The organism is Rhodoferax sp. BLA1, assembly GCF_013416775.1.
Taxonomy (GTDB): domain Bacteria; phylum Pseudomonadota; class Gammaproteobacteria; order Burkholderiales; family Burkholderiaceae_C; genus Rhodoferax.
Window position 1 is genome coordinate 48396 of the sequence record NZ_SZVI01000011.1, and the last position, 18549, is coordinate 66944.

19 protein-coding genes and 1 tRNA gene are annotated in these 18549 nt (G+C 60.7%); 8 read left to right on the forward strand and 12 right to left on the reverse strand.

Annotated features, from left to right (window positions below; translation table 11 throughout):
* The first annotated feature begins 395 nt into the window (after positions 1-395).
* The 4 genes from FDG13_RS12650 to FDG13_RS12665 all read left to right on the forward strand — a co-directional run bounded on the left by FDG13_RS12650 (position 396) and on the right by FDG13_RS12665 (position 3350).
* Positions 396-1166, forward strand: a complete 771-nt coding sequence (locus FDG13_RS12650) for a basic amino acid ABC transporter substrate-binding protein (RefSeq protein WP_180128231.1) — start codon at positions 396-398, stop codon at positions 1164-1166.
* A gap of 19 nt (positions 1167-1185) precedes the next feature.
* A complete protein-coding gene (locus tag FDG13_RS12655; protein ID WP_078366346.1) occupies positions 1186-1953 on the forward strand; it encodes an amino acid ABC transporter permease in 768 nt (255 codons plus the stop codon).
* A complete protein-coding gene (locus tag FDG13_RS12660) occupies positions 1940-2662 on the forward strand; it encodes an amino acid ABC transporter ATP-binding protein (protein ID WP_180128285.1) in 723 nt (240 codons plus the stop codon). Before FDG13_RS12655 ends, FDG13_RS12660 begins: the two co-directional genes overlap by 14 nt.
* Before the next feature lie 118 nt (positions 2663-2780).
* Entirely contained in the window at positions 2781-3350 is a 570-nt protein-coding gene (locus tag FDG13_RS12665) for a cytochrome b (RefSeq protein WP_180128233.1), read from the forward strand.
* Between the two features lie 389 nt (positions 3351-3739).
* Here FDG13_RS12665 and FDG13_RS12670 read toward each other — a convergent pair whose 3' ends face one another.
* The 10 genes from FDG13_RS12670 to FDG13_RS12715 all read right to left on the reverse strand — a co-directional run bounded on the left by FDG13_RS12670 (position 3740) and on the right by FDG13_RS12715 (position 13799).
* A complete protein-coding gene (locus FDG13_RS12670; protein ID WP_180128235.1) occupies positions 3740-4015 on the reverse strand; it encodes a plasmid stabilization protein in 276 nt (91 codons plus the stop codon).
* A 20-nt stretch (positions 4016-4035) separates the two neighbouring features.
* A complete protein-coding gene (locus tag FDG13_RS12675) occupies positions 4036-4290 on the reverse strand; it encodes a type II toxin-antitoxin system Phd/YefM family antitoxin (protein WP_180128237.1) in 255 nt (84 codons plus the stop codon).
* 218 nt (positions 4291-4508) lie between these two features.
* The gene (locus tag FDG13_RS12680; RefSeq protein WP_180128239.1) at positions 4509-5162 is read right to left on the reverse strand and encodes a hypothetical protein; all 654 of its coding nucleotides are present in this window, start codon (positions 5160-5162) and stop codon (positions 4509-4511) included.
* 54 nt (positions 5163-5216) lie between these two features.
* Positions 5217-6254 (reverse strand): Fic family protein, encoded by a 1038-nt coding sequence (locus tag FDG13_RS12685; protein ID WP_255435240.1) that lies wholly within the window; start codon positions 6252-6254, stop codon positions 5217-5219.
* 944 nt (positions 6255-7198) lie between these two features.
* Positions 7199-7274 (reverse strand) — tRNA-Thr (locus FDG13_RS12690).
* Positions 7275-7303: 29 nt separating this feature from the next.
* The gene (locus FDG13_RS12695; RefSeq protein WP_180128243.1) at positions 7304-8308 is read right to left on the reverse strand and encodes a class 1 fructose-bisphosphatase; all 1005 of its coding nucleotides are present in this window, start codon (positions 8306-8308) and stop codon (positions 7304-7306) included.
* Positions 8309-8327: 19 nt separating this feature from the next.
* Entirely contained in the window at positions 8328-11030 is a 2703-nt protein-coding gene (pepN, locus tag FDG13_RS12700) for an aminopeptidase N (protein ID WP_180128245.1), read from the reverse strand.
* Positions 11014-11727: an HAD family phosphatase gene (locus tag FDG13_RS12705; protein ID WP_180128247.1), complete on the reverse strand. Its 714-nt coding sequence runs from the start codon at positions 11725-11727 to the stop codon at positions 11014-11016. Before FDG13_RS12705 ends, pepN begins: the two co-directional genes overlap by 17 nt.
* Before the next feature lie 11 nt (positions 11728-11738).
* A protein-coding gene (gene prfB / locus FDG13_RS12710) for a peptide chain release factor 2 (protein ID WP_180128249.1) occupies positions 11739-12843 on the reverse strand; the annotation gives its coding sequence in 2 pieces (ribosomal slippage) (positions 11739-12761 and positions 12763-12843; 1104 coding nt in all).
* A 59-nt stretch (positions 12844-12902) separates the two neighbouring features.
* Positions 12903-13799: an alpha/beta fold hydrolase gene (locus tag FDG13_RS12715; RefSeq protein WP_180128251.1), complete on the reverse strand. Its 897-nt coding sequence runs from the start codon at positions 13797-13799 to the stop codon at positions 12903-12905.
* Between the two features lie 117 nt (positions 13800-13916).
* Here FDG13_RS12715 and FDG13_RS12720 point away from each other — a divergent pair, with 117 nt between their 5' ends.
* The 4 genes from FDG13_RS12720 (at position 13917) to FDG13_RS12735 (ending at position 17028) form a co-directional block, all read left to right on the forward strand.
* Positions 13917-14978 (forward strand): aldo/keto reductase, encoded by a 1062-nt coding sequence (locus FDG13_RS12720; RefSeq protein ID WP_180128253.1) that lies wholly within the window; start codon positions 13917-13919, stop codon positions 14976-14978.
* 18 nt (positions 14979-14996) lie between these two features.
* Complete coding sequence (locus FDG13_RS12725) at positions 14997-15497, forward strand: aminoacyl-tRNA deacylase (protein WP_180128255.1); 501 nt, start codon at positions 14997-14999, stop codon at positions 15495-15497.
* Between the two features lie 95 nt (positions 15498-15592).
* The gene (gene plsY, locus FDG13_RS12730; protein WP_180128287.1) at positions 15593-16309 is read left to right on the forward strand and encodes a glycerol-3-phosphate 1-O-acyltransferase PlsY; all 717 of its coding nucleotides are present in this window, start codon (positions 15593-15595) and stop codon (positions 16307-16309) included.
* Positions 16310-16311: 2 nt separating this feature from the next.
* On the forward strand, positions 16312-17028 hold the full coding sequence (locus FDG13_RS12735) for an amidotransferase (RefSeq protein WP_180128257.1): 717 nt from the start codon (positions 16312-16314) through the stop codon (positions 17026-17028).
* Here the strand turns inward: FDG13_RS12735 and FDG13_RS12740 are convergent.
* Both FDG13_RS12740 and FDG13_RS12745 read right to left on the reverse strand, forming a co-directional pair.
* A complete protein-coding gene (locus FDG13_RS12740; RefSeq protein WP_180128259.1) occupies positions 17025-17534 on the reverse strand; it encodes a HugZ family protein in 510 nt (169 codons plus the stop codon). The genes FDG13_RS12735 and FDG13_RS12740 overlap by 4 nt on opposite strands.
* Before the next feature lie 56 nt (positions 17535-17590).
* Positions 17591-18547: an HD-GYP domain-containing protein gene (locus FDG13_RS12745; protein WP_255435241.1), complete on the reverse strand. Its 957-nt coding sequence runs from the start codon at positions 18545-18547 to the stop codon at positions 17591-17593.
* Positions 18548-18549: the final 2 nt, after the last annotated feature.

An 18549-nucleotide genomic window follows, 5' to 3' on the forward strand; every position in this document is an offset into this window, starting at 1 on the left:
GGGTTGAGCGTAACACCGGTAGGAGCCTAGGCGGCAGAAGAAGTCGAAGCGAAACGGTTGGGAAAAGAGGCCAGTTTGTGCCCACTTTTGAGGACGGTAGCCGTAGCTACCGCCGGAAAAATGGGCGCGAAGTGGGACTTTTCTCCAGCCGTTGCAGCCGACGCCCTTCTGCCGCCCAGGTTCCTAGGGTCGGTGAAAGCCTTTTTTGCCACATGCCGCGCTGACACGGCCCGGATGAAAGATTTATTAAAATCAAAACGTCTGTTCTCAAACAGCGGCGCCAAAAGCGTTTGCGGATGGGTCCGCCAGGCCTGTGCTCAGCTTGTTTTTGACCGCCTGGGCAGCGGGTTTTTCACTGTCTATCGTCTCTTTTTCCCCCCTACAAAGGTATTTCCATGAACATCACAAAGATCGTTGGTTTGGCGTTGACTTCCGTGGCCCTGTGCACACCGGTGATTGGCTCGGCGCAAAACAAGGAGCTGGTGGTGGCCTCCAGCGCCACCTACCGCCCGTTTGCTTATGAAACCCCCAGCAAAGAGATCGTGGGTTACGACATCGACATGATCAAGGCGGTGGCACACAAGGCCGGCCTGCAGATCAAGATCGTCAACACCCCCTGGACCGGCATTTTTGCCGCGCTCAACAACGGTGATGTGGACCTGGTGATCTCTGGCGTCACCATCAACGACAAGCGCAAACAGTCCTACGACTTCACCGCCCCCTACTTTGAAGCGCGCCAGCTCATTGCTGTGCCCAGCAACAGCACCGCCAAAGGCCTGAAAGACCTGGCTGGCAAGAAGATTGGTGTGGTCACCGGCAGCACCGCTGACGACATGAGCTCGCGCGAGTTTGGCAAGACCAACCCCGACATCCGCCGCTTTGAGAGCACCCCGGTGGTCATCAGCGAGCTGGTCAACAACGGCCTGGACGCCGCCATGGGTGACAACGGTGTGATCGCCTTCCGCGTGCAAGAACACAAGGGCCTCAAAACCGTGGCCGACGCGAGCTTCCCCAAGGAATACTTCGGCATTGTGGTGAAACAAGGCAACAAGGCTTTGCTCGACAAGCTCAACACCGGCCTGGCCGCTGTGAAGGCCGATGGCAGCTACGCCCAGATCTACAAGAAGTGGTTCCAGGCTGAAGCACCTGCGCTGCCCGCGCAATAAACACTGATCCTTGCGGTTTATGGATCAAGTTTTATGGTTCGGCTGGTTCCGCGCCGACATCATTGCGGAGTACGCCGAGCTGTTCTGGCATGGCCTGCAGATGACCGTGCTGGTCACGGTGATCTGCATCATCCAGGGCACCGCCCTGGGGCTGGCGATTGGGCTGGCGCGGGTGGCCGATGCGCGCCACGCGCCGCTGCGCCAGCTGTGCCGTTTTGCGCTGCGCTGGCCGTCCACGGTGTATGTGAGTTTCTTCCGTGGCACACCGCTGTTTGTGCAGATTCTGCTGATGCATTTTGCGGTGCTGCCGCTGTTCATCAACCCGGTGGACGGCATCCTGATCGACGGTGATCTGGCCAGAAACCTCAAACAGAACTACGGTGCGTTCCTGTCCGGTGTGGCGGCTTTGACGCTCAATGCCGGCGCCTACATCTCCGAGATTTTCCGCGCCGGTATCCAGTCCATCGACAAGGGCCAGGTAGAGGCCTCGCGTTCACTGGGCATGAGTTATGGCCGCACGATGTACCACGTGGTGCTGCCGCAGGCGTTTCGGCGCATGTTGCCGCCGCTGGGCAACAACGCGATCTCGCTGCTGAAAGACTCGTCGCTGATCTCGGCGATTGGCCTGGCCGAGCTGGCCTACGCTGCCCGCACGGTGGCAGGGGCTTACTCCCGCTACTGGGAGCCGTATCTGACGATTTCTCTGATGTATTGGGTGTTGACCCTGGGCCTGGCCTATGTGGTGAAGAGACTGGAGGCCCGTTATGGACGAGGTGATTCGCGTTAAACAACTGAGCAAAACCTTTGGCAGCCTGGCCGTGTTGCGCGGCATCGACTGCGCCATCCAGGCCAAAGAGGTGGTGTGTGTGATCGGCCCATCGGGCTCGGGCAAAAGCACGTTTTTGCGTTGCTTGAATGGTCTGGAAGACGCCAGCGGTGGTGAGGTCTGGGTCAATAACTTGGCGGTGCACGAGCCCAAAACCGACATCGACGCCCTGCGCTCCGACATCGGCATGGTGTTCCAGCGTTTTAACCTGTTCCCGCACAAAACGGTGCTGCAAAACATCACGCTGGCGCCGTCCAAGGTGCGCGGCTTGAGTGAGGCCGACGCCCGGGCCCGCGCAGTGGCGCTGCTGGACAAGGTGGGCCTGATCGACAAGATCGACGCCTACCCCAACCAGTTGTCGGGTGGCCAGCAGCAGCGCGTGGCGATTGCCAGGGCGCTCGCGATGCAGCCGCGCATCATGCTGTTTGACGAACCCACCTCGGCACTTGACCCCGAAATGGTGGGTGAAGTGCTGGCGGTGATGCAGGCCCTGGCGGACGAGGGCATGACCATGGTGGTGGTCACCCACGAGATGGGGTTTGCACGCCAGGTGGCCGACCGTGTGATCTTCATCGACGAAGGCGTGATCGTCGAGCAGGGTGCCCCGGCCGACCTGTTTGACCGCCCGGCCGAGGAACGCACCCGCCGTTTCCTGAGCAAGGTGTTGTGATCTGACCCTGGCCGCTGCGGCGGCCAGGCGCGTGTGTTCACAGCGGGGGCGCTGTGGGGGCTTAAGAGTTTGTTAATTTAAGAAACCCACAATGGCCTTTTCGTTTGACGAGCAGACCATGACCCCAAAAACCACCACCCATTACGACCCCCTGAGCCGCGCGTTCCACTGGCTTACCGCCATCGCGGTGACCATTGCCTTTGTGCTGGCGCCAGAGGGTTTTGGCCGCCTGATGCACAACGGTGTTGACCCCGCCACCCTCAGCGGCATCGTCTGGCACGAAACCCTGGGCATGGTGGTGTTTGGCTTGACCGTGCTGCGCCTGTTGTGGGTGGCTGTGCGCCCCGCCGCACCCCAGATCACCATGGCCAGCTGGATGCATCTGGCGTCCAAAGCGGCGCACCTGGCGCTGTGGGCGCTGATGCTGGCCCTGCCCATCTCTGCCGTGCTGGCGTTGGGCAGCGAAGGCCACCCGTTGACCCTGCTGGGTGGTTTTCGGGTGGACCAGATGCCGCTGATTGCCAACTCGGCTGTGGCCGATCTGGCCGACTGGGGTGAAGTGCATGAAACCCTGGGCGACGCCATCATGTGGCTGGCCGGTATCCATGCCGTGGCGGCGATTTACCACCACGTGATCCTCAAGGACGGCGTGCTCAAAAGCATGTTGCCCCAGCGGGCAGTGCGTTAAACGCGTCCTCAAGTGGCTGAATTAGACGGAGAGGGAGGTGCTTAAACACCCCCCGACCCCTCGCCGCTGTCTGGCTTGGCCACTTCGCGACTGCTGGTGATTGTCAAGGCGGTTTGTGTCAGTGGGCTTACAGTGGGCAGCCAGCCTGGGGTTTTGGCGGTGACTTGCGGAACATACGCAAGCAGCAAGGCGGACACCGGGCTCGGTCGTAGCCTTCGATATGTCCCTCGGATTGGGGCCAGCCATGGCTACCTAGGGGCTGTCAGATGTCTGCCTCAAAGCTGATCTCTTTGTGCAGGTTCATAAGCCTCCCTGGGTATGTCTTTGTATGTCAAATCGGCTTCTAACCCTTTTGAAAAAAGGGTGAGTAGCTATCAAAATAAATGCACTCAGTACACCGCATCATGGTCGCCCACGTTCACCGGGATGATCTGGCTGTCTTGAATCAACAGCTCCAGCGTGATCCGGTACGAAAAGTTGATGGACACCGAATGCAGACCGTCCAGCTTGCCACGCAAAGGGTGCAGCCGCAGCGACGGGTGAGCCGGGTTGGCCTCCAGCACTTGCAGGGTTTTGAGGTATTGCTGGCGCAGGTCGGGGTGGCGTTTTAAAAAGCGTGCCGCCCTGCGGTTGTATTGTTCGGTGAAGACCAGTGCAAAAGGCATCTTGGGCACCGCAGCCGGGTTCACATCGCGTCCAGCCGCGCCAGGTGCGCCGCGGGCGACTCTTGCACCGCGCGCCCTGCCGCCAGGTCGGCGCGCGTCTGGGCCAGCGCGGCGTCCAGTTCACATTCACGCAGGTAGTGGTAATGCGCCATGTCCATCACCACAAACTTGTCTTTGCCACGCACCGACACAATCGCCTCAGGCGCCGTGCTCAGGGCCAGTTCAATGGCCGAAATACCTTTGGTTTTGAGGTCGTTGGCGCTGATGTGGGGCATGACAAGCTCCTAACAGGTTGTAAAGAGAGTGGTGAATCATACGATTGATCACACGTTAAGTCCAAAGTTGAAGCCTGCTTGGCTGACAAATTTTTAGGAAATAAGTCTCTAGCCCTTATTCAGTAAGGGCACGTAGCTACATATTGCATAGTTAAACCACAGCGCCGCGCACGTCGAACTGGCAGCGGGCAAGTGTGGTGATGTGTGGAGCGACTTTGTCAGCAATGCAATTCAAACTGTCTTGACCGTACCCGCTGTCGCTCTTGGCGCAATCTGTCCTGAGACGATGCCGAAAGCGCCTGACGGGCCAGCGCATCAATTTGCTTGATCTGCTCATCCAAGTAAGTGCATTCGGCGTTGCGTGTGGGCAGGTGGTTGGTGGTGCCCGGCGACGGGGTTTGGACCTCAACAAGCTGTGGCTGTGCGGTGGCGGGCGTGTACGCTGGCATCCGCGGGGCCACTGTCCCGACATTGGCGGTGTTCACCTTCACGCTGCTTTTGTGGGAGCCACTGGGACATTCGCCGTCGGTAAAGATCACCTTGCCGCTGACGACGCACTTGGTCACAGTGTGGGTGTTGTTGTCCATGGGCTGGCTGGCGCCGGGTGGGTTGGCTGCATCTGCCCGATCCGCGTGTGTTGTGTCCGTCGAACCCATGCCGTGTCTGGTGATCACCTCGGTGGCAGGTGAACCTACAGCGGTTTTTGGGCGGGCTTCCCACCAAAGAAAAGACTTGTAGAGCAGAAACAGAACCACAACGCAGGCTAGGACCAGCCACAACATCGTGCGCCATGCACTGTCCCCGTCAGACCTTGGATTGGCAAACATGCTGATGGGTCGTTCTCGCACGTCCTCGCGGTCTGGCAGACCCATATCCCGTCCTCCATTGGTCATCGGCCCTATCGGGCTGGTTGCTGCTGCGGTTGCTTAGCTAGCCAATACCGCGTTCAAGGCCAAGTTCACATAGTAGTTGCCGCGACCTATCTTCTGTTTTTGCACGAATCCACCCTCGGTCAAAGCCTCCAGGTATTTGGTGGCGGTGATGCGCGACACCCCCAAGTCACGCTGCACAAATTCGATCTTGGTGTAGGGGTGCATAAACAGGTTGTTGATCAGGTCCTGGCTATAAAACCTGTAGTCGGCTCGAATGCGCTGCTTGTAATCAAACAGCGCGGTCTTGATGGCCTGCACGGTGTGGATGGTCTGCCCGGCGGTCTGCTCCACCGCATCCAGCAGATACAGTACCCAGTCCTCCCAGCGGTCGTTGTCACGCACACTTTGCAGCAGGCGGTAGTAGTCTGCCTTGTGACGCACGATGTGCTGGCTCAGGTACAGCACAGGGATGTCGAGCAGGCCCTCTTTCACCAGGTACAACACATTCACAATGCGCCCGGTGCGGCCATTGCCATCGTAAAACGGGTGGATGCTCTCAAACTGGTGGTGGATCAGCGCCATTTTGATCAGCGGGTCGGCATCAAACTGATCCGCCTCGTTGATGAAGCGCTCCAGGTCACGCATCAGGAGAATGATCTCTGCCGGGTCTTGCGGTGGGGTATAGACGGTTTGCCCACCACTGTCCTTGAGCGCGGTGCCTGGCAACTTGCGAAAACCTGCGTTGTTGCGCTCCAGTTCACCTTGAATCTGCATGATGTGGTTGCAAGTTAGCAAACCACTGCCACGCACCTGCTCAAACCCGACTCGCAATGCCTGGCGGTAGCGCAGCACCTCTTTGGCGGCCGGGTTGGCAAAAGACTCAGGTAATACATCGTCTTTGAACAGCTCATCGTGGGTGGTGACGATGTTCTCGACCTCCGAACTGTCCTTGGCCTCTTGCAAGGCCAGCGTGTTGATCAGAATACCCTGGTTGGGAATGGACCCGGCAATACCTTTGAGCTCGGCCAGCTTGCGACTGCTGCTAGCCAGTTTCTTGAGGATGGCAGGCGTCTCAAACCGGGTGGGGCTCAAGTGATCAAGTGGGGTGAGTGGTGGCATTAACGGACCTAAAAACGCTGTGACGTGTATAGCTATGAAAGAATTTTTGACATGATAGGCTGTATGTGTATAGAAAAGCCAAATATTTATACACGTCAACTCAAACCTAGCCCAAAAGGCAACGCTTACCGATCCATTTTTGCAATGACTCGTAGGCACTTGGCTCCAGCAGTTGTCAGAGGGATGACCGTGTACTGTGATCAAGCGGATCTTTTTGCTGGTTGTGTCTGTGCGGCAGAGTGTCGGAAAATATATGCCAAATCAGGATATAGCCCTTTATTCATAAGGGGATGTAGCTATCAACAGAATAGTACTTGCTGAGTTGAAGTTGGCTCGACTCTCCAAGTCATGACCTGCGCTACGATTTTGCCGCTTGGCATCGGGGGGCAGGAATCCCGATCCATGAGTTACCGAAGCTTGGATTCTGGAAAACGCAAGCAATGGATGAGCGCTATGCACATGTGGCACCTGAGGGGCTGCAACACGCAGCTAGTCGGCTAGACTTACTCTTCAAGAGCACGATACAACTAGATTCACGGTTTGCATTGTGAGTCAGAAGGCTTTCGCTGCAAATGCAGCTTCACCCAGCGCGCGGAGGCGCTAAAAATCATGTCAAACGAAAGAGTAACTGTTTCGGGTCCTGTTGATGTCACATCGAATGCGACCGCTCGTGTCGCGTTTGAATTGATGAACCACATTTCGAGTTGGGAGGAGGTGCCCGCCGACAAAAAAAATCGCGAGTATTGGTTGACTCTCTATGCCCAAGCCCATAGTGCCGTTTCGGGCTACTCTCTTGACAGTGTATTAAAAGTTGGGAAGTAGAGAGAACAGCGCAAAGGGTCCATAGTTCACATGGAGGTTACACGTTGGTCACGTGAAAAAGCCCCTAGCCATAACAGCTAGGGGCTTTTTGTATTTGGTGCCGGAGAGATGAATCGAACACCCGACCTTCTCATTACGAATGAGCTGCTCTACCGACTGAGCTACACCGGCTTGGTAAGCCAGCGATTATAACCAGCCGCTCAGGCCTCAGCGTGGTAGCTGATCAGGCGGTTGATCTCGTTTTTGGAGCCCATGAACACCGCCACACGCTGGTGCAGCGCGGTGGCGGGGATGTCCAGAATGCGGCGTTTGCCGTCGGTGGCGATGCCACCGGCTTGTTCGATCAGCCAGCTCATCGGGTTGGCCTCGTACATCAGGCGCAGCTTGCCGGGTTTTTCGGGTTCGCGTTTGTCCCAGGGGTACAAAAAGACGCCGCCACGGGTCAGGATGCGGTGCACATCGGCCACCATGCTGCCCACCCAGCGCATGTTGAAGTCTTTGCCGCGCGGGCCGTCCACACCTTGCAGGCACTCGTCGATGTAACGTGTGACCGGTGGCGCCCAGTGGCGCTGGTTGCTCATGTTGACGGCAAATTCCTTGGTGTCTTCGGGGATGCGCAGGTCTTCCTGCGTGAGCAAGAAGGAGCCTTGTTCGCGGTCCAGCGTGAACAGCGCCACGCCGTCACCCACGGTCAGCACCAGGGTGGTTTGTGGGCCGTAGACGCAGTAACCGGCGGCCACCTGCTGGGTGCCGCCCTGCAAAAAGTCCTGCTCCGACACGGCCGCGCCATCGCGTTTTTTGAGCACGCTGAAGATGGTGCCGATGCTCACGTTCACATCGATGTTGCTGGAGCCGTCCAGCGGGTCAAACAGCAGCAGGTATTCACCCTGCGGGTAACGGTTGGGCACCACGTGGATGCCTTCCATTTCCTCGCTGGCCATGGCTGCCAGGTGGCCGCCCCATTCGTTGGCTTCGATCAGGACCTCGTTGGCGATGATGTCGAGTTTTTTCTGGATCTCGCCCTGCACATTGGCGCTGTCGGCGCTGCCCATCACATCACCGAGGGCGCCCTTGTTGACCGCCTGGCTGATGCGTTTGCAGGCGCGCGCCACCACCTCCAGCAGGAGCCGCAGCTCGGGCGAGATGTGGCCGTTGAGGCGCTGTTTCTCCACCAGATAACGCGTGAGGTAGGTTTTTTTGGTCATGAAGGGCTCCCGGGGTGGATCAGTCGGCCAGGGCGCGTGAGATCACCTCGCGCACGTCGTTGCTCAGGTCGGCCTTGGCAGCCACCCGTTTGAGGGCTTCGTGGGCAGCGGTCTTGAAGGGCTCGGCCAGCTTTTTCCAGCGGTCCAGCGCACGCGCCAAGCGGGCCGCGACCTGCGGATTGATGGCGTCCAACTCCAGCACCTGTTCACTCCAGAACACGTAACCCGCTGCATCACTGCGGTGGAAGGCGCCGGGGTTGGCGCTGCAGTAGCTGAAGATCACGCTGCGCGCGCGGTTCGGGTTCTTGAGGTTGAAGTCGGCGTGTTTCATGAGCGCGCGCACCGCAGGCAGCACCTGGCCACCGCGGTCACAACAACCGGCTTGCAGCGCAAACCACTTGTCCAGCACCAGCTCCTCACCCTTGAACAGGCTGTGGAAGCGTGCCAGCGCGGGTTTCGCCAGCTCGTGGCCGCTGTGCACCAGGGCCGACAGGGCATTGAGGCGGTCGGTCATGTTGTCAGCGTCTTTGAAGCGCTGGTAGGCCTTGCCGGGCCAGACGGTGTCTTCGGAGCTGCGTGCGGCCAGACACAGGTAGTTGAGCGCCAGGCCCGCCAGCGCGCGGCGACCGCTTGACAGCGTGTCGGGGCGGTAGCTGCCGTTGGCCTTGTGGGTCTCAAACGCCCATTCCCAGTCTGCCAACAGCTCGCGTGCCAGTTGCTCACGCATGGCTTCACGCACCGCGTGTACACGTTGCGGGTCGACCACATCGAGCTGTTCGGCGATGTAGGTCTCGCTTGGGAGCGTCAGCACCAGTTCCTTGAACGCGGCGTCCAGCGTGGGGTGGCGCAGCACGGCGCGCATGGCCTCGACATAGGCGTGGTTCAGGCCTTTGGCCCTGATACCGTCTGGGCTGTCCACTATGGATTGAATAGCGCTTCGCAGGGCCAGACGTTGGCCTGCTTCCCAGCGGTTGAACGGGTCGTGGTCGTGCGCCAGCAGGGTCAGCAACTGGGCGTCGGTGTAGTCAAAGTCCAGGATCACCGACGCGCTGAAACCACGCAGGATCGAGGGCACCGGCTCTTCGTTCACGTTCTCAAAGGTGATCGACTCGCTGGCTTGGGTCAGCACCAGCAGGTGGCTGTCACCCACACTGCCCAGGTCGTTCTGGATGTGCAGGGGCAGGGCGGCGCCGCTGGCCCCCACCAGGCCCAGTTGGACCGGGATCACAAACGGCTCTTTGTTGTCCTGACCCGGCGTGGCCGGGCAGCTTTGGCTAAAACTCAGGGTGTAGGTGCGCTCGGCGGCGTTGTAGTGACCACGTGCTTGCAGGCGCGGTGTACCGGCCTGGCTGTACCAGCGTTTGAACTGCGGCAGCAGTTTGGCCAGAGATGAATCGGGGTTGGCGTCGGCCACGGCCTGGGCGAAGTCGTCGCAGGTGACGGCCTGACCGTCAAAACGCTCGAAGTACAGCGCCATGCCTTTGGCAAAACCGTTGCGACCCACCAGGGTTTGCATCATGCGCACCACCTCGGCACCTTTTTCGTAGATGGTGACGGTGTAGAAGTTGTTGATCTCGATGTAGCTGTCAGGCCGCACCGGGTGGGCCATCGGGCCAGCATCTTCGGGGAACTGGGCGGTGCGCAGCACCCGCACGTCTTCGATGCGTTTGACAGCGCGGGCGGAAGGTTCAGCGCACAGATCCATGCTGAATTCCTGGTCGCGGAACACCGTCAGGCCTTCTTTCAAAGACAGCTGGAACCAGTCGCGGCAGGTGATGCGGTTGCCGGTCCAGTTGTGGAAGTACTCGTGGCCAACGACCGACTCGATGTTGGCAAAGTCCACATCGGTGGCGGTGGCCTGGTTCGCCAGCACGTACTTGGTGTTGAAGATGTTGAGGCCCTTGTTCTCCATGGCGCCCATGTTGAAGTCGCTGGTGGCGACGATCATGAAACGCTCCAGATCCAGCGGCAGGCCAAAGCGGGCTTCGTCCCAGATCACCGAATTGATCAGTGACTGCATCGCGTGTTCGGTCTTGTCCATGTCGCCGGGGCGCACATAGACCTGTAACAAATGCTCTTTGCCGTTGCGTGCCACGATGCGTTGTTCACGCGCCACCAGCTTGCCCGCCACCAGGGCGAACAGGTAGCAGGGTTTTTTGTGCGGGTCGACCCAGCGTGCGAAATGGCGGCCGTCTTCCAGATCACCTTGCTCGACCAGGTTGCCGTTGGACAGCAGCACCGGGTATTTGGCCTTGTCGGCACGCAGCGTCACGCTGTAGCTGGCCATCACGTCCGGGCGGTCCATGAAGTAGGTGATGCGCCTAAAGCCCTCGGCCTCACACTGGGTGAAGAACGAGTCGTTGCTGACGTACAAGCCCATCAGCTTGGTGTTTTTGATGGGGGCGCAGGTGGTGAAGATTTCCAGCTCGAACGCGCCTTCTTGCGGCAGGTTCTCCAGCACCAACTGGCTGCCGTCCATCTTGAACGAGCAACCGGCGCCGTTGACCAGCACGCGCGCCAGGTTCAGCTCGTCACCGTCCAGGCGCAAGGCTTGTGCGGGCACCTCGGGGTTGCGGCGCAGCGTCATCTTGTTGAGGACGCGGGTTTTGGCCGGGTCCAAATCAAAGGTCAGCGCCACGGTGTCGATCCAGAACGCCGGGGCCGAGTAGTCGGCGCGGCGCACGGCGGTGGCCGCGCCCGATGCTTCAAGCAGTTGCAACATGTAAGGTCTCCAGAAAATGTGATTCGATCAATTCAAGGTAATTGTTGGCCGCTGTCATCACATGCGGCCCGGCCAGTTCGTTGGCGCTGTGGCCGCTGCAGATCGCCACCGCACGCATGCCAGCGCGGCGCGCGGCCTCAATGCCCAGTGGCGCGTCTTCAAAGACAATACAGTCTTCAGGCCTTATACCCATTCGCTTGGCAGCTTCTAAAAATATAGCGGGTTGCGGTTTGCCTGGCAAGCCCTCGTCACCGCCCACCATCGCATGCGGTGGCACTGGCAACTGCAGGCGCTGCATTGCAAAAGCGATGTTGTGGCGATCACCGGCGGTGCCCACGCCGATCTTGAGGCCGCGTTGTCGCGCCAGCCCGGCAAACTGTTTGAAGCCCGGCACCTCGGCAAACACCGGGGCGAACAGGTCGCGGTAGAGCTGTTCTTTGATGGCGATGTAGGCCCAGGCCTCGTCGTCGGACATCTCACGCTGGAACAACTCACGCATACATTCGGCACCGGTGCGCCCGGTGGTGCGGCGCATCAGGTCGGCCAGATCGATCTGGATACCTTGGCGGCGGCAGAACTCGACCCAGCTTTGGGCATGGCTGGGCATCGAGTTGATCATCGTGCCGTCCATGTCGAAGATCAAGCCAGAAGCCACGCCAGCCCTTTTGGATATTGGGCTGGCAGCTTCGCAAGTCATAGCGTCCTGCATCACACGCCTTGCTTCAAAGAGGCTTCGATGAAGGGGTCCAGGTCACCGTCGAGCACCTTCTGGGTGGCCGAGGTCTCATAGTTGGTGCGCAGGTCCTTGATGCGGCTGTTGTCCAGCACGTAGGAGCGGATCTGGTGGCCCCAGCCCACGTCGGTCTTGGTGTCTTCGAGCTTTTGTTGCGCTTCCTGCTGTTTGCGCAGCTCAAAGTCATACAGGCGCGAGCGCAGGCGTTTCCAGGCCACGTCGCGGTTGCTGTGTTGGCTGCGGCCGTCCTGGCACTGCACCACGATGCCGGTCGGGATGTGCGTCAGCCGCACGGCCGAGTCGGTCTTGTTGATGTGCTGACCACCGGCGCCGCTGGCGCGGAAGGTGTCCACGCGCACGTCGCTCGGGTTGATCTCGATCTCGATCGAGTCGTCAATCTCGGGGTAAACAAACACGCTGGCGAAGCTGGTGTGGCGGCCGCCTGAGGAGTCAAACGGGCTTTTGCGCACCAGGCGGTGCACACCGGTCTCGGTGCGCAGCAGGCCAAAGGCGTATTCACCCTCGACCTTGAACGATGCACCTTTGATGCCAGCGGTGTCGCCTGCGGTTTCGTCTTCGATCTCGGTCTTGAAGCCCTTGCGTTCGCAATAACGCAGGTACTGGCGCAGCAACATGCTGGCCCAGTCGCAGGCTTCGGTGCCACCGGCGCCGGCCTGGATGTCGACAAAACAGTTCAGCGGGTCGGCCGGGTTGTTGAACATGCGGCGGAATTCGAGACCCTTGACGATCTCTTCCAGGCGCGCGGCGTCTTCTTCGATGGTGATCAGGCCGGCTTCGTCGTTGTCGTCGCGGCTCATCTCGAACAACTCGGTGTTGTCCGCCAGATTGCTTTGCAGGTCGGTCAGGGTGACGACCACACCGTCGAGCAGTTTTTTCTCTTTGCCCAGCTCCTGGGCGCGTTTGGGGTCATTCCAGACCGTGGGGTCTTCCAGGCTGGCGTTGACGGTTCTCAGACGTTCGAATTTGGCATCGAAGTCAAAGATACCCCCGTAAATCAAGGGCACGGGCGCTGAGGTCAGCGAGGAGGTTGCCAATGGCGTTGATGCGTTCTGCTTCCATGATTGAGGTGTCCTGTGTGTGTCTGTTCGGCAAATAACCCGCTATTTTCTCACGCCGGGCTACTTGCAGAACGCTTCGATCAAAGCGGCCACCGCTTGCGGCTGGTCATGGTGCAGCATGTGGCCACAGTCGGGCAACACCTGCACGCGGATGTTGGGCACGGCTTGCAGGCGCTGGCGGTGTTCGGCCAGGGTGAATTTGCCCTTCCAGAACAGGGCAATGCCATCGTCTTCGGCCTCGACCATCAGGGTGGGCGCCGTGATCTGGCGGTGCACGCTGGCCACCTCGTCCACCCGGTAGAGCTGCGGGTTGGTCAGCTTGTGGGCGGCCTCGGCCAGGATTTGCCAGTGGCCCGGTGTGGCCTCCACCGACCAGTGGCTGGCCAGCCACTGCGCCTTGTCGGGGCTCAGGCGCGGGTTGTTTTTGATCAGGCGGGCCGCCACAGCGTCCAGCGAGGGGTAGGTCTTGAGCTGTGTGGCGTGCGGCGCTTTGAGCTGGTCCAGCCACTGGGTGAAACGTTCGGTGGCCTGCTCCGGCTGGGTGGCAGGCAGGCCAAAACCCTCCAGATTGACCAGGCGGCGCACCCGCGCCGGGCGAATGCCGGCGTACAACATCGCAATGTTGGCGCCCATGCTGTGGCCCACCAGATGCACCGGGTCGTTGGGCGAAAAGTGGTCGAGTAACGCGTCCAGATCGGCCAGGTAGTCGGGGTACCAGAAACTGTCGGCACCGTTGGAGGCGGTCAGCCCAAAACCACGCCAGTCGGGCGCGATGATGAAGTGGTCCTGCGCCAGCGCGTCCACCACAAACTGGAAACTCGCGCCCACGTCCATCCAGCCGTGCAACAACACCAGCGGTGTCTGGCCAAGCTGTGGCTGGCCCCACAGGCGCACGTGGTAGTTCAGGGTGCGGATCGGGACAAACTGGCTGCGGGGGATGTTCTGGATGGCGTACATGGGGTGGATGATAGGGAGTCAGGTCAGTTCTTTTGGACGCCAACAACCCGATGACCGGTGTGTGCCATGGCTTGAGCTTACACTTTTCGTTTTGGCTCTCTACCCTCTGTGTTACCTATGAAATCTGTGCAACTCGGCTCCAGCGACCTGTCTGTCTCGCCCATCTGTCTGGGCACCATGACCTTTGGTGAACAGGTCGATCAAGCCACCGCATTTGCCATCCTGGACCGCGCGCTTGAGCTGGGCATCAACTTCATCGACACCGCCGAGATGTACGCGGTGCCTGCCCGAGCCGAAACCTATACCGCGACCGAAACCATCATTGGCCACTGGCTCAGCCAGCGCCCCGGTGTGCGCCAAAAGCTGGTGCTGGCGACCAAGGTGGCTGGCCCCAGCCGCTCCATGCCCTGGGTGCGTGGTGGCAGCGCTGACCTGACCGGTGCCGACATCGTGGCCGCCTGCGACGCCAGCCTCAAGCGCCTGCAAACGGATGTGATCGACCTCTACCAGATCCACTGGCCGGTGCGCAGTGTGCCGATGTTTGGTGGCCTGTATTTCCAACCCAGTGAGACCGAGGGTACGTCCATCCACGCCCAGCTGGAGGCGCTGGGCACCTTGGTGAAAGCGGGCAAGGTGCGTGCGGTGGGCTTGTCCAACGAAACACCGTATGGTGTGCACGAGTTTGTGCGCCTGGCCGAACAACACGGCCTGCCGCGCATTGCCACCGTGCAAAACGCCTACCACCTGCTCAACCGCAGTGTGGAGAACGCGCTGGACGAAACCCTGTACCGTCTGAATGTCTCGCTGCTGGCCTATTCACCTCTGTCGTTTGGTCTGCTCACCGGAAAATACGACGCTACGGGGCTGACCGGCCCGGGCGCCCCGGCAGAAGCGCGTCTGACCAAGTTTGAGTCCATGCGCAAACAGCGCTGGTGCCGGGCCGCAGCACAGGCGGCAGCCCTGCGTTACAACGCGCTGGCGCGTGAACACGGCCTGACACCCACCCAGTTGGCGCTGGCCTTCTGTTACAGGCAGTGGCGCGTGTCCAGCACCATTCTGGGGGTGACCTCGGTGGCCCAATTGGAGGAAAACGTCGCCGTCTGGGGCACTCAGTTGTCGGAGGCCGTGTTGCGCCAGGTGGACGATATCCGCTGGGAGATGCGCGACCCGGCCATGTGAACACACAGCGATTTTTGTATGGCCAAAAAAGACCACGTTTCAGAAACCCCTGCCACCCAACTGCTCAAAGCCAGCAAGGTGGCCTTCACCGAGCACACGTATGACTACCTGGAGCATGGCGGTGCCCTGCACAGCGCGTCTGAGCTGGGCTGGGACCCGTATGCGGTGGTCAAAACCCTGATCATGCAAGACCAGGACGCCAAACCCCTGGTGGTGCTGATGCATGGCAACCGCAAGGTCTCCACCAAAAACCTGGCACGCCAGATTGGTGCCAAGACGGTCGAGCCCTGTGCCCCCGAGGTGGCCAACCGGCACAGCGGTTACCTGGTGGGGGGCACCTCGCCGTTTGGCACGCGCAAAACCATGCCGGTGTTCATCGAGGCCACCATTCTTGACCAGCCCAAGATCCTGATCAACGGTGGTCGGCGGGGTTACTTGGTGGGGCTGGCGCCGCAGGTGTGTGTGGACCTGCTGGGTGCCAAACCGGTGTTATGTGCGCTGGCCGAGGTGCTGGGCTAAGCTGCGCTGTTTGGCCAGCGCCCGGCGCTGGCTGGCAAAATAGTTGATTTACTTACACCCGCACCCGCGGGCAGCAGGAGTGTTTTTTGGAATCCATGCAAAGCTTTTTGCCAGTTTTGGCTGTGGTGGCTGCCTATTTGGTGGGCTCGCTGTCGTTTGCGGTGATTGTCAGCCGGGTCATGGGCCTGAGTGACCCGCGCACCTTTGGCAGCAAAAACCCGGGTGCCACCAATGTGCTGCGTTCGGGCTCCAAGGCGGCGGCGGTGATCACCCTGCTGCTAGACGCTGCCAAGGGCTGGTTGCCGGTGTTCCTGGTGGGCATCTACGGCCCCCAGTATGGCCTGCGTGACGGCACCTTGGCCATGGTCGGGCTGGCGGCTTTTCTGGGGCATCTGTACCCGGTGTTCTTCAAGTTTGTGGGGGGCAAGGGTGTGGCCACCGCACTCGGCGTGTTGCTTGGCGTGAGTGGCTGGCTGGGCCTGGCCACCTTGCTGATCTGGGTGCTGATGGCGCTGGGGTTTCGGTATTCGTCGCTGGCCTCGCTCACCGCTGCGGTGCTGGCGCCGGTGGTGTATGTGTTGGCTGGTGACACCTTCTGGATCAAGAACACCAGTGTGACCGTGGGCATCACGGTGATGGCATTGTTCCTGCTTTACCGTCATGCTGAAAACATCAACCGGCTGATCAAGGGCACCGAGTCGAAGCTGGGCAAAAAAGCCGCGCCACCTGCCGCTGTGCCAGACCACAGTGCCCACCGCGGCCACCCGCATCACCGGCATGGATCATCGGCCAAACACACCGGAAAACACTGAGTATGAAACTCTGCATCCTCGACAACGACACCCTCGACCCGGCGGTTGAGCCGACCTACAAAAGTTATGGCGCGATGACCGAGCGCCTGCTGCGCGACGCCGGTGCCACGGGCCAGATCGACCTGTTCAACACCATGCAGGGGCACTACCCCGCGTCGTTTGATGCCTATGACGCGGTGCTGCTGACCGGCAGCAAGGCCGACTCGTTCTCACAAGAGCCCTGGGTGCTGACGCTGCGTCAGAAGGTCGAGCAGCTGCTGCAGGCCAAGAAAAAACTCATTGGCATCTGTTTTGGCCACCAACTGATTGCGCTGTGCCTGGGTGCCCGTGTGGGCCGGGCGCCGCAGGGCTGGGGCGCCGGGCGCATGGATTACCAATGGCTGGCGCCTGATCTGCCTGAGGCCCAAGGGCGCTGTGACATCGCCCTGCTGGCCAGCCACCAGGACCAGGTGTTTGACTTGCCCGACGGTGCCCGGCTGCTGGCCACCAGTGAGTTTTGCCCGGTGGCCGCGTTTGCGGTGGAAGACCGGGTGTTCTGTGTGCAGCCGCACCCCGAGTTTGTGGTGGACTACAGCGCCTACCTGCTCAACAAACGCCGTGCGGCACTGGGTGAGGCACGTTACATCTCGTGCACCGACAGACTCGCCATGGGCCACGATGGTGGTGCCGTGGCGCGCATGATGGTGGCCTTCATCGAAGGCCAGGCCTTGCCCGCCTAAAGCGGCCTGAGCACACTGCTGATCTCGTCGCTGGCCAGCGACCTGGCCGCACCAAAACCCGCGACCTGGCGCGCCTGCGTCACGCGGATGCCCACAAAACTGAAGTCACCGAGCTGGGTCATCGGCTCGGCCTCGGGGAAACGCGCCAGGTAGGCGCTGCGGGCGGCTTGCCAGGCGCTGGTGCCGGGTTCGAGCCGGGTGGCCACACCGTCGAACGAGATCCGGGGCAAGGCATGCACCGGCGCACCAGCCACTTCGGCCTGCATCACCATCACCGAGACCACCGGGTTCACCAGCAGGTAGCCGGTGTGGGGTGCCAACTGGCTGACATGGATCACCAGGCTGGCGCTGTCGGGCTCCATCGCAAACGGCACCATCGAGACAAAGGGTTTGCCCTCGCTGTTGAGGGTGCCCATCGACGCCACCCGTTGGTTGGCCAGCAGGGCACGTAACTCACGGCTCAGCCGGGGCTCATGAAAGGGTGGGGTGGCGGGCTCGGTTTTCATGAATAAATGGGCCTCTGACCCTGATTTATAAAGGGCAGGCAGCTATCAAAACCAGATCATGCTTCGGTGCTGCCCAGTTGCAGCACCAGGTGGTGGTTGATGCGTTCACGCACGGCCGATGCCAGCAGTGCCGAGGCAATGCCTGCCCCCGGGCCCGAGGTGGCATGGCGCACCGGTGTGCGCACCAGTCGGCCCTGTGCGTCGATCACCACCACCACATCGGGTTGGTTGGCCTGCGGGGTGCGCCGGGTCACGATCGCCACCCGGCCGTCTTCGAGCTGCACAAAGGTGCCCGGCGGGCAAAAACCCACCATCTGCACCAGCGCCTGGCCCACCGCACCACTGTGCTCCGAGGCCCCCTGGATCAGGTTACGAGCCGAGTCGGCGGCGCTTTGGCCCTCGCGCGATTCACGTGGGCTGATCATCGCGGCGTAGCGGTCCACCACCTGCAGGATGTGCGCCAGCCGCCGCTGTGGCGGCAGCTGGCTCAGGGTCTGGGCTGAGTTGTCCTCTTGATGGTGCTGCCGCACCACCTCCAGCCATAACGTGTCGCTGATGCCCTTGCTCTCAAGGATCTGGGCGCCTTTGGTCGGGTGTTCGTTGATGGTGATCTGCTGCTCACGCGTGGGGCGGCCGCGCTGGGTGGCCATCTCGTCCTGCAGCACCGTCATCGCCACGTTCATGGTGAGGGCGGCGCGCACCAGGCTGTCGCGTTGGGCGCGTGGCAGTGCCAGGTGGGCGGCGATCAGGTCACACAAGACCGCACATACCAGCGCGTGTGAGGCGCTGTAACCCACCGGCGACTTGGTGGCCAGCTGGAACAGCAGGTACAGGCTGACATCGGTGTCCTGCTGCAGCAGGTCTTGCAGCCAGCGGTCGTATTGATGGATGCGCTGGGCAAATTCCTGCACGCTGTCGGGATGGGTCAACACCACCGCCAGGCCGGACTCCAGGTCCGACCACAGGCCCAGCAGATCCTCGTATTCACCTTCGTTCTTGACAATCAGGCCCATGC

Coding starts and splice junctions, on each gene's coding strand:
- FDG13_RS12725 (WP_180128255.1), top strand. CDS start 14,997: ATGGCCAAAAAAGACCACGTTTCAGAAACCCCTGCCACCCAACTGCTC.
- FDG13_RS12705 (WP_180128247.1), bottom strand. CDS start 11,727: ATGACTTGCGAAGCTGCCAGCCCAATATCCAAAAGGGCTGGCGTGGCT.
- FDG13_RS12740 (WP_180128259.1), bottom strand. CDS start 17,534: ATGAAAACCGAGCCCGCCACCCCACCCTTTCATGAGCCCCGGCTGAGC.
- FDG13_RS12665 (WP_180128233.1), top strand. CDS start 2,781: ATGACCCCAAAAACCACCACCCATTACGACCCCCTGAGCCGCGCGTTC.
- FDG13_RS12675 (WP_180128237.1), bottom strand. CDS start 4,290: ATGCCCCACATCAGCGCCAACGACCTCAAAACCAAAGGTATTTCGGCC.
- FDG13_RS12650 (WP_180128231.1), top strand. CDS start 396: ATGAACATCACAAAGATCGTTGGTTTGGCGTTGACTTCCGTGGCCCTG.
- FDG13_RS12695 (WP_180128243.1), bottom strand. CDS start 8,308: ATGACCAAAAAAACCTACCTCACGCGTTATCTGGTGGAGAAACAGCGC.
- FDG13_RS12715 (WP_180128251.1), bottom strand. CDS start 13,799: ATGTACGCCATCCAGAACATCCCCCGCAGCCAGTTTGTCCCGATCCGC.
- FDG13_RS12745 (WP_255435241.1), bottom strand. CDS start 18,547: ATGGGCCTGATTGTCAAGAACGAAGGTGAATACGAGGATCTGCTGGGC.
- FDG13_RS12670 (WP_180128235.1), bottom strand. CDS start 4,015: ATGCCTTTTGCACTGGTCTTCACCGAACAATACAACCGCAGGGCGGCA.
- plsY (WP_180128287.1), top strand. CDS start 15,593: ATGCAAAGCTTTTTGCCAGTTTTGGCTGTGGTGGCTGCCTATTTGGTG.
- FDG13_RS12735 (WP_180128257.1), top strand. CDS start 16,312: ATGAAACTCTGCATCCTCGACAACGACACCCTCGACCCGGCGGTTGAG.
- FDG13_RS12720 (WP_180128253.1), top strand. CDS start 13,917: ATGAAATCTGTGCAACTCGGCTCCAGCGACCTGTCTGTCTCGCCCATC.
- pepN (WP_180128245.1), bottom strand. CDS start 11,030: ATGTTGCAACTGCTTGAAGCATCGGGCGCGGCCACCGCCGTGCGCCGC.
- FDG13_RS12655 (WP_078366346.1), top strand. CDS start 1,186: ATGGATCAAGTTTTATGGTTCGGCTGGTTCCGCGCCGACATCATTGCG.
- FDG13_RS12680 (WP_180128239.1), bottom strand. CDS start 5,162: ATGGGTCTGCCAGACCGCGAGGACGTGCGAGAACGACCCATCAGCATG.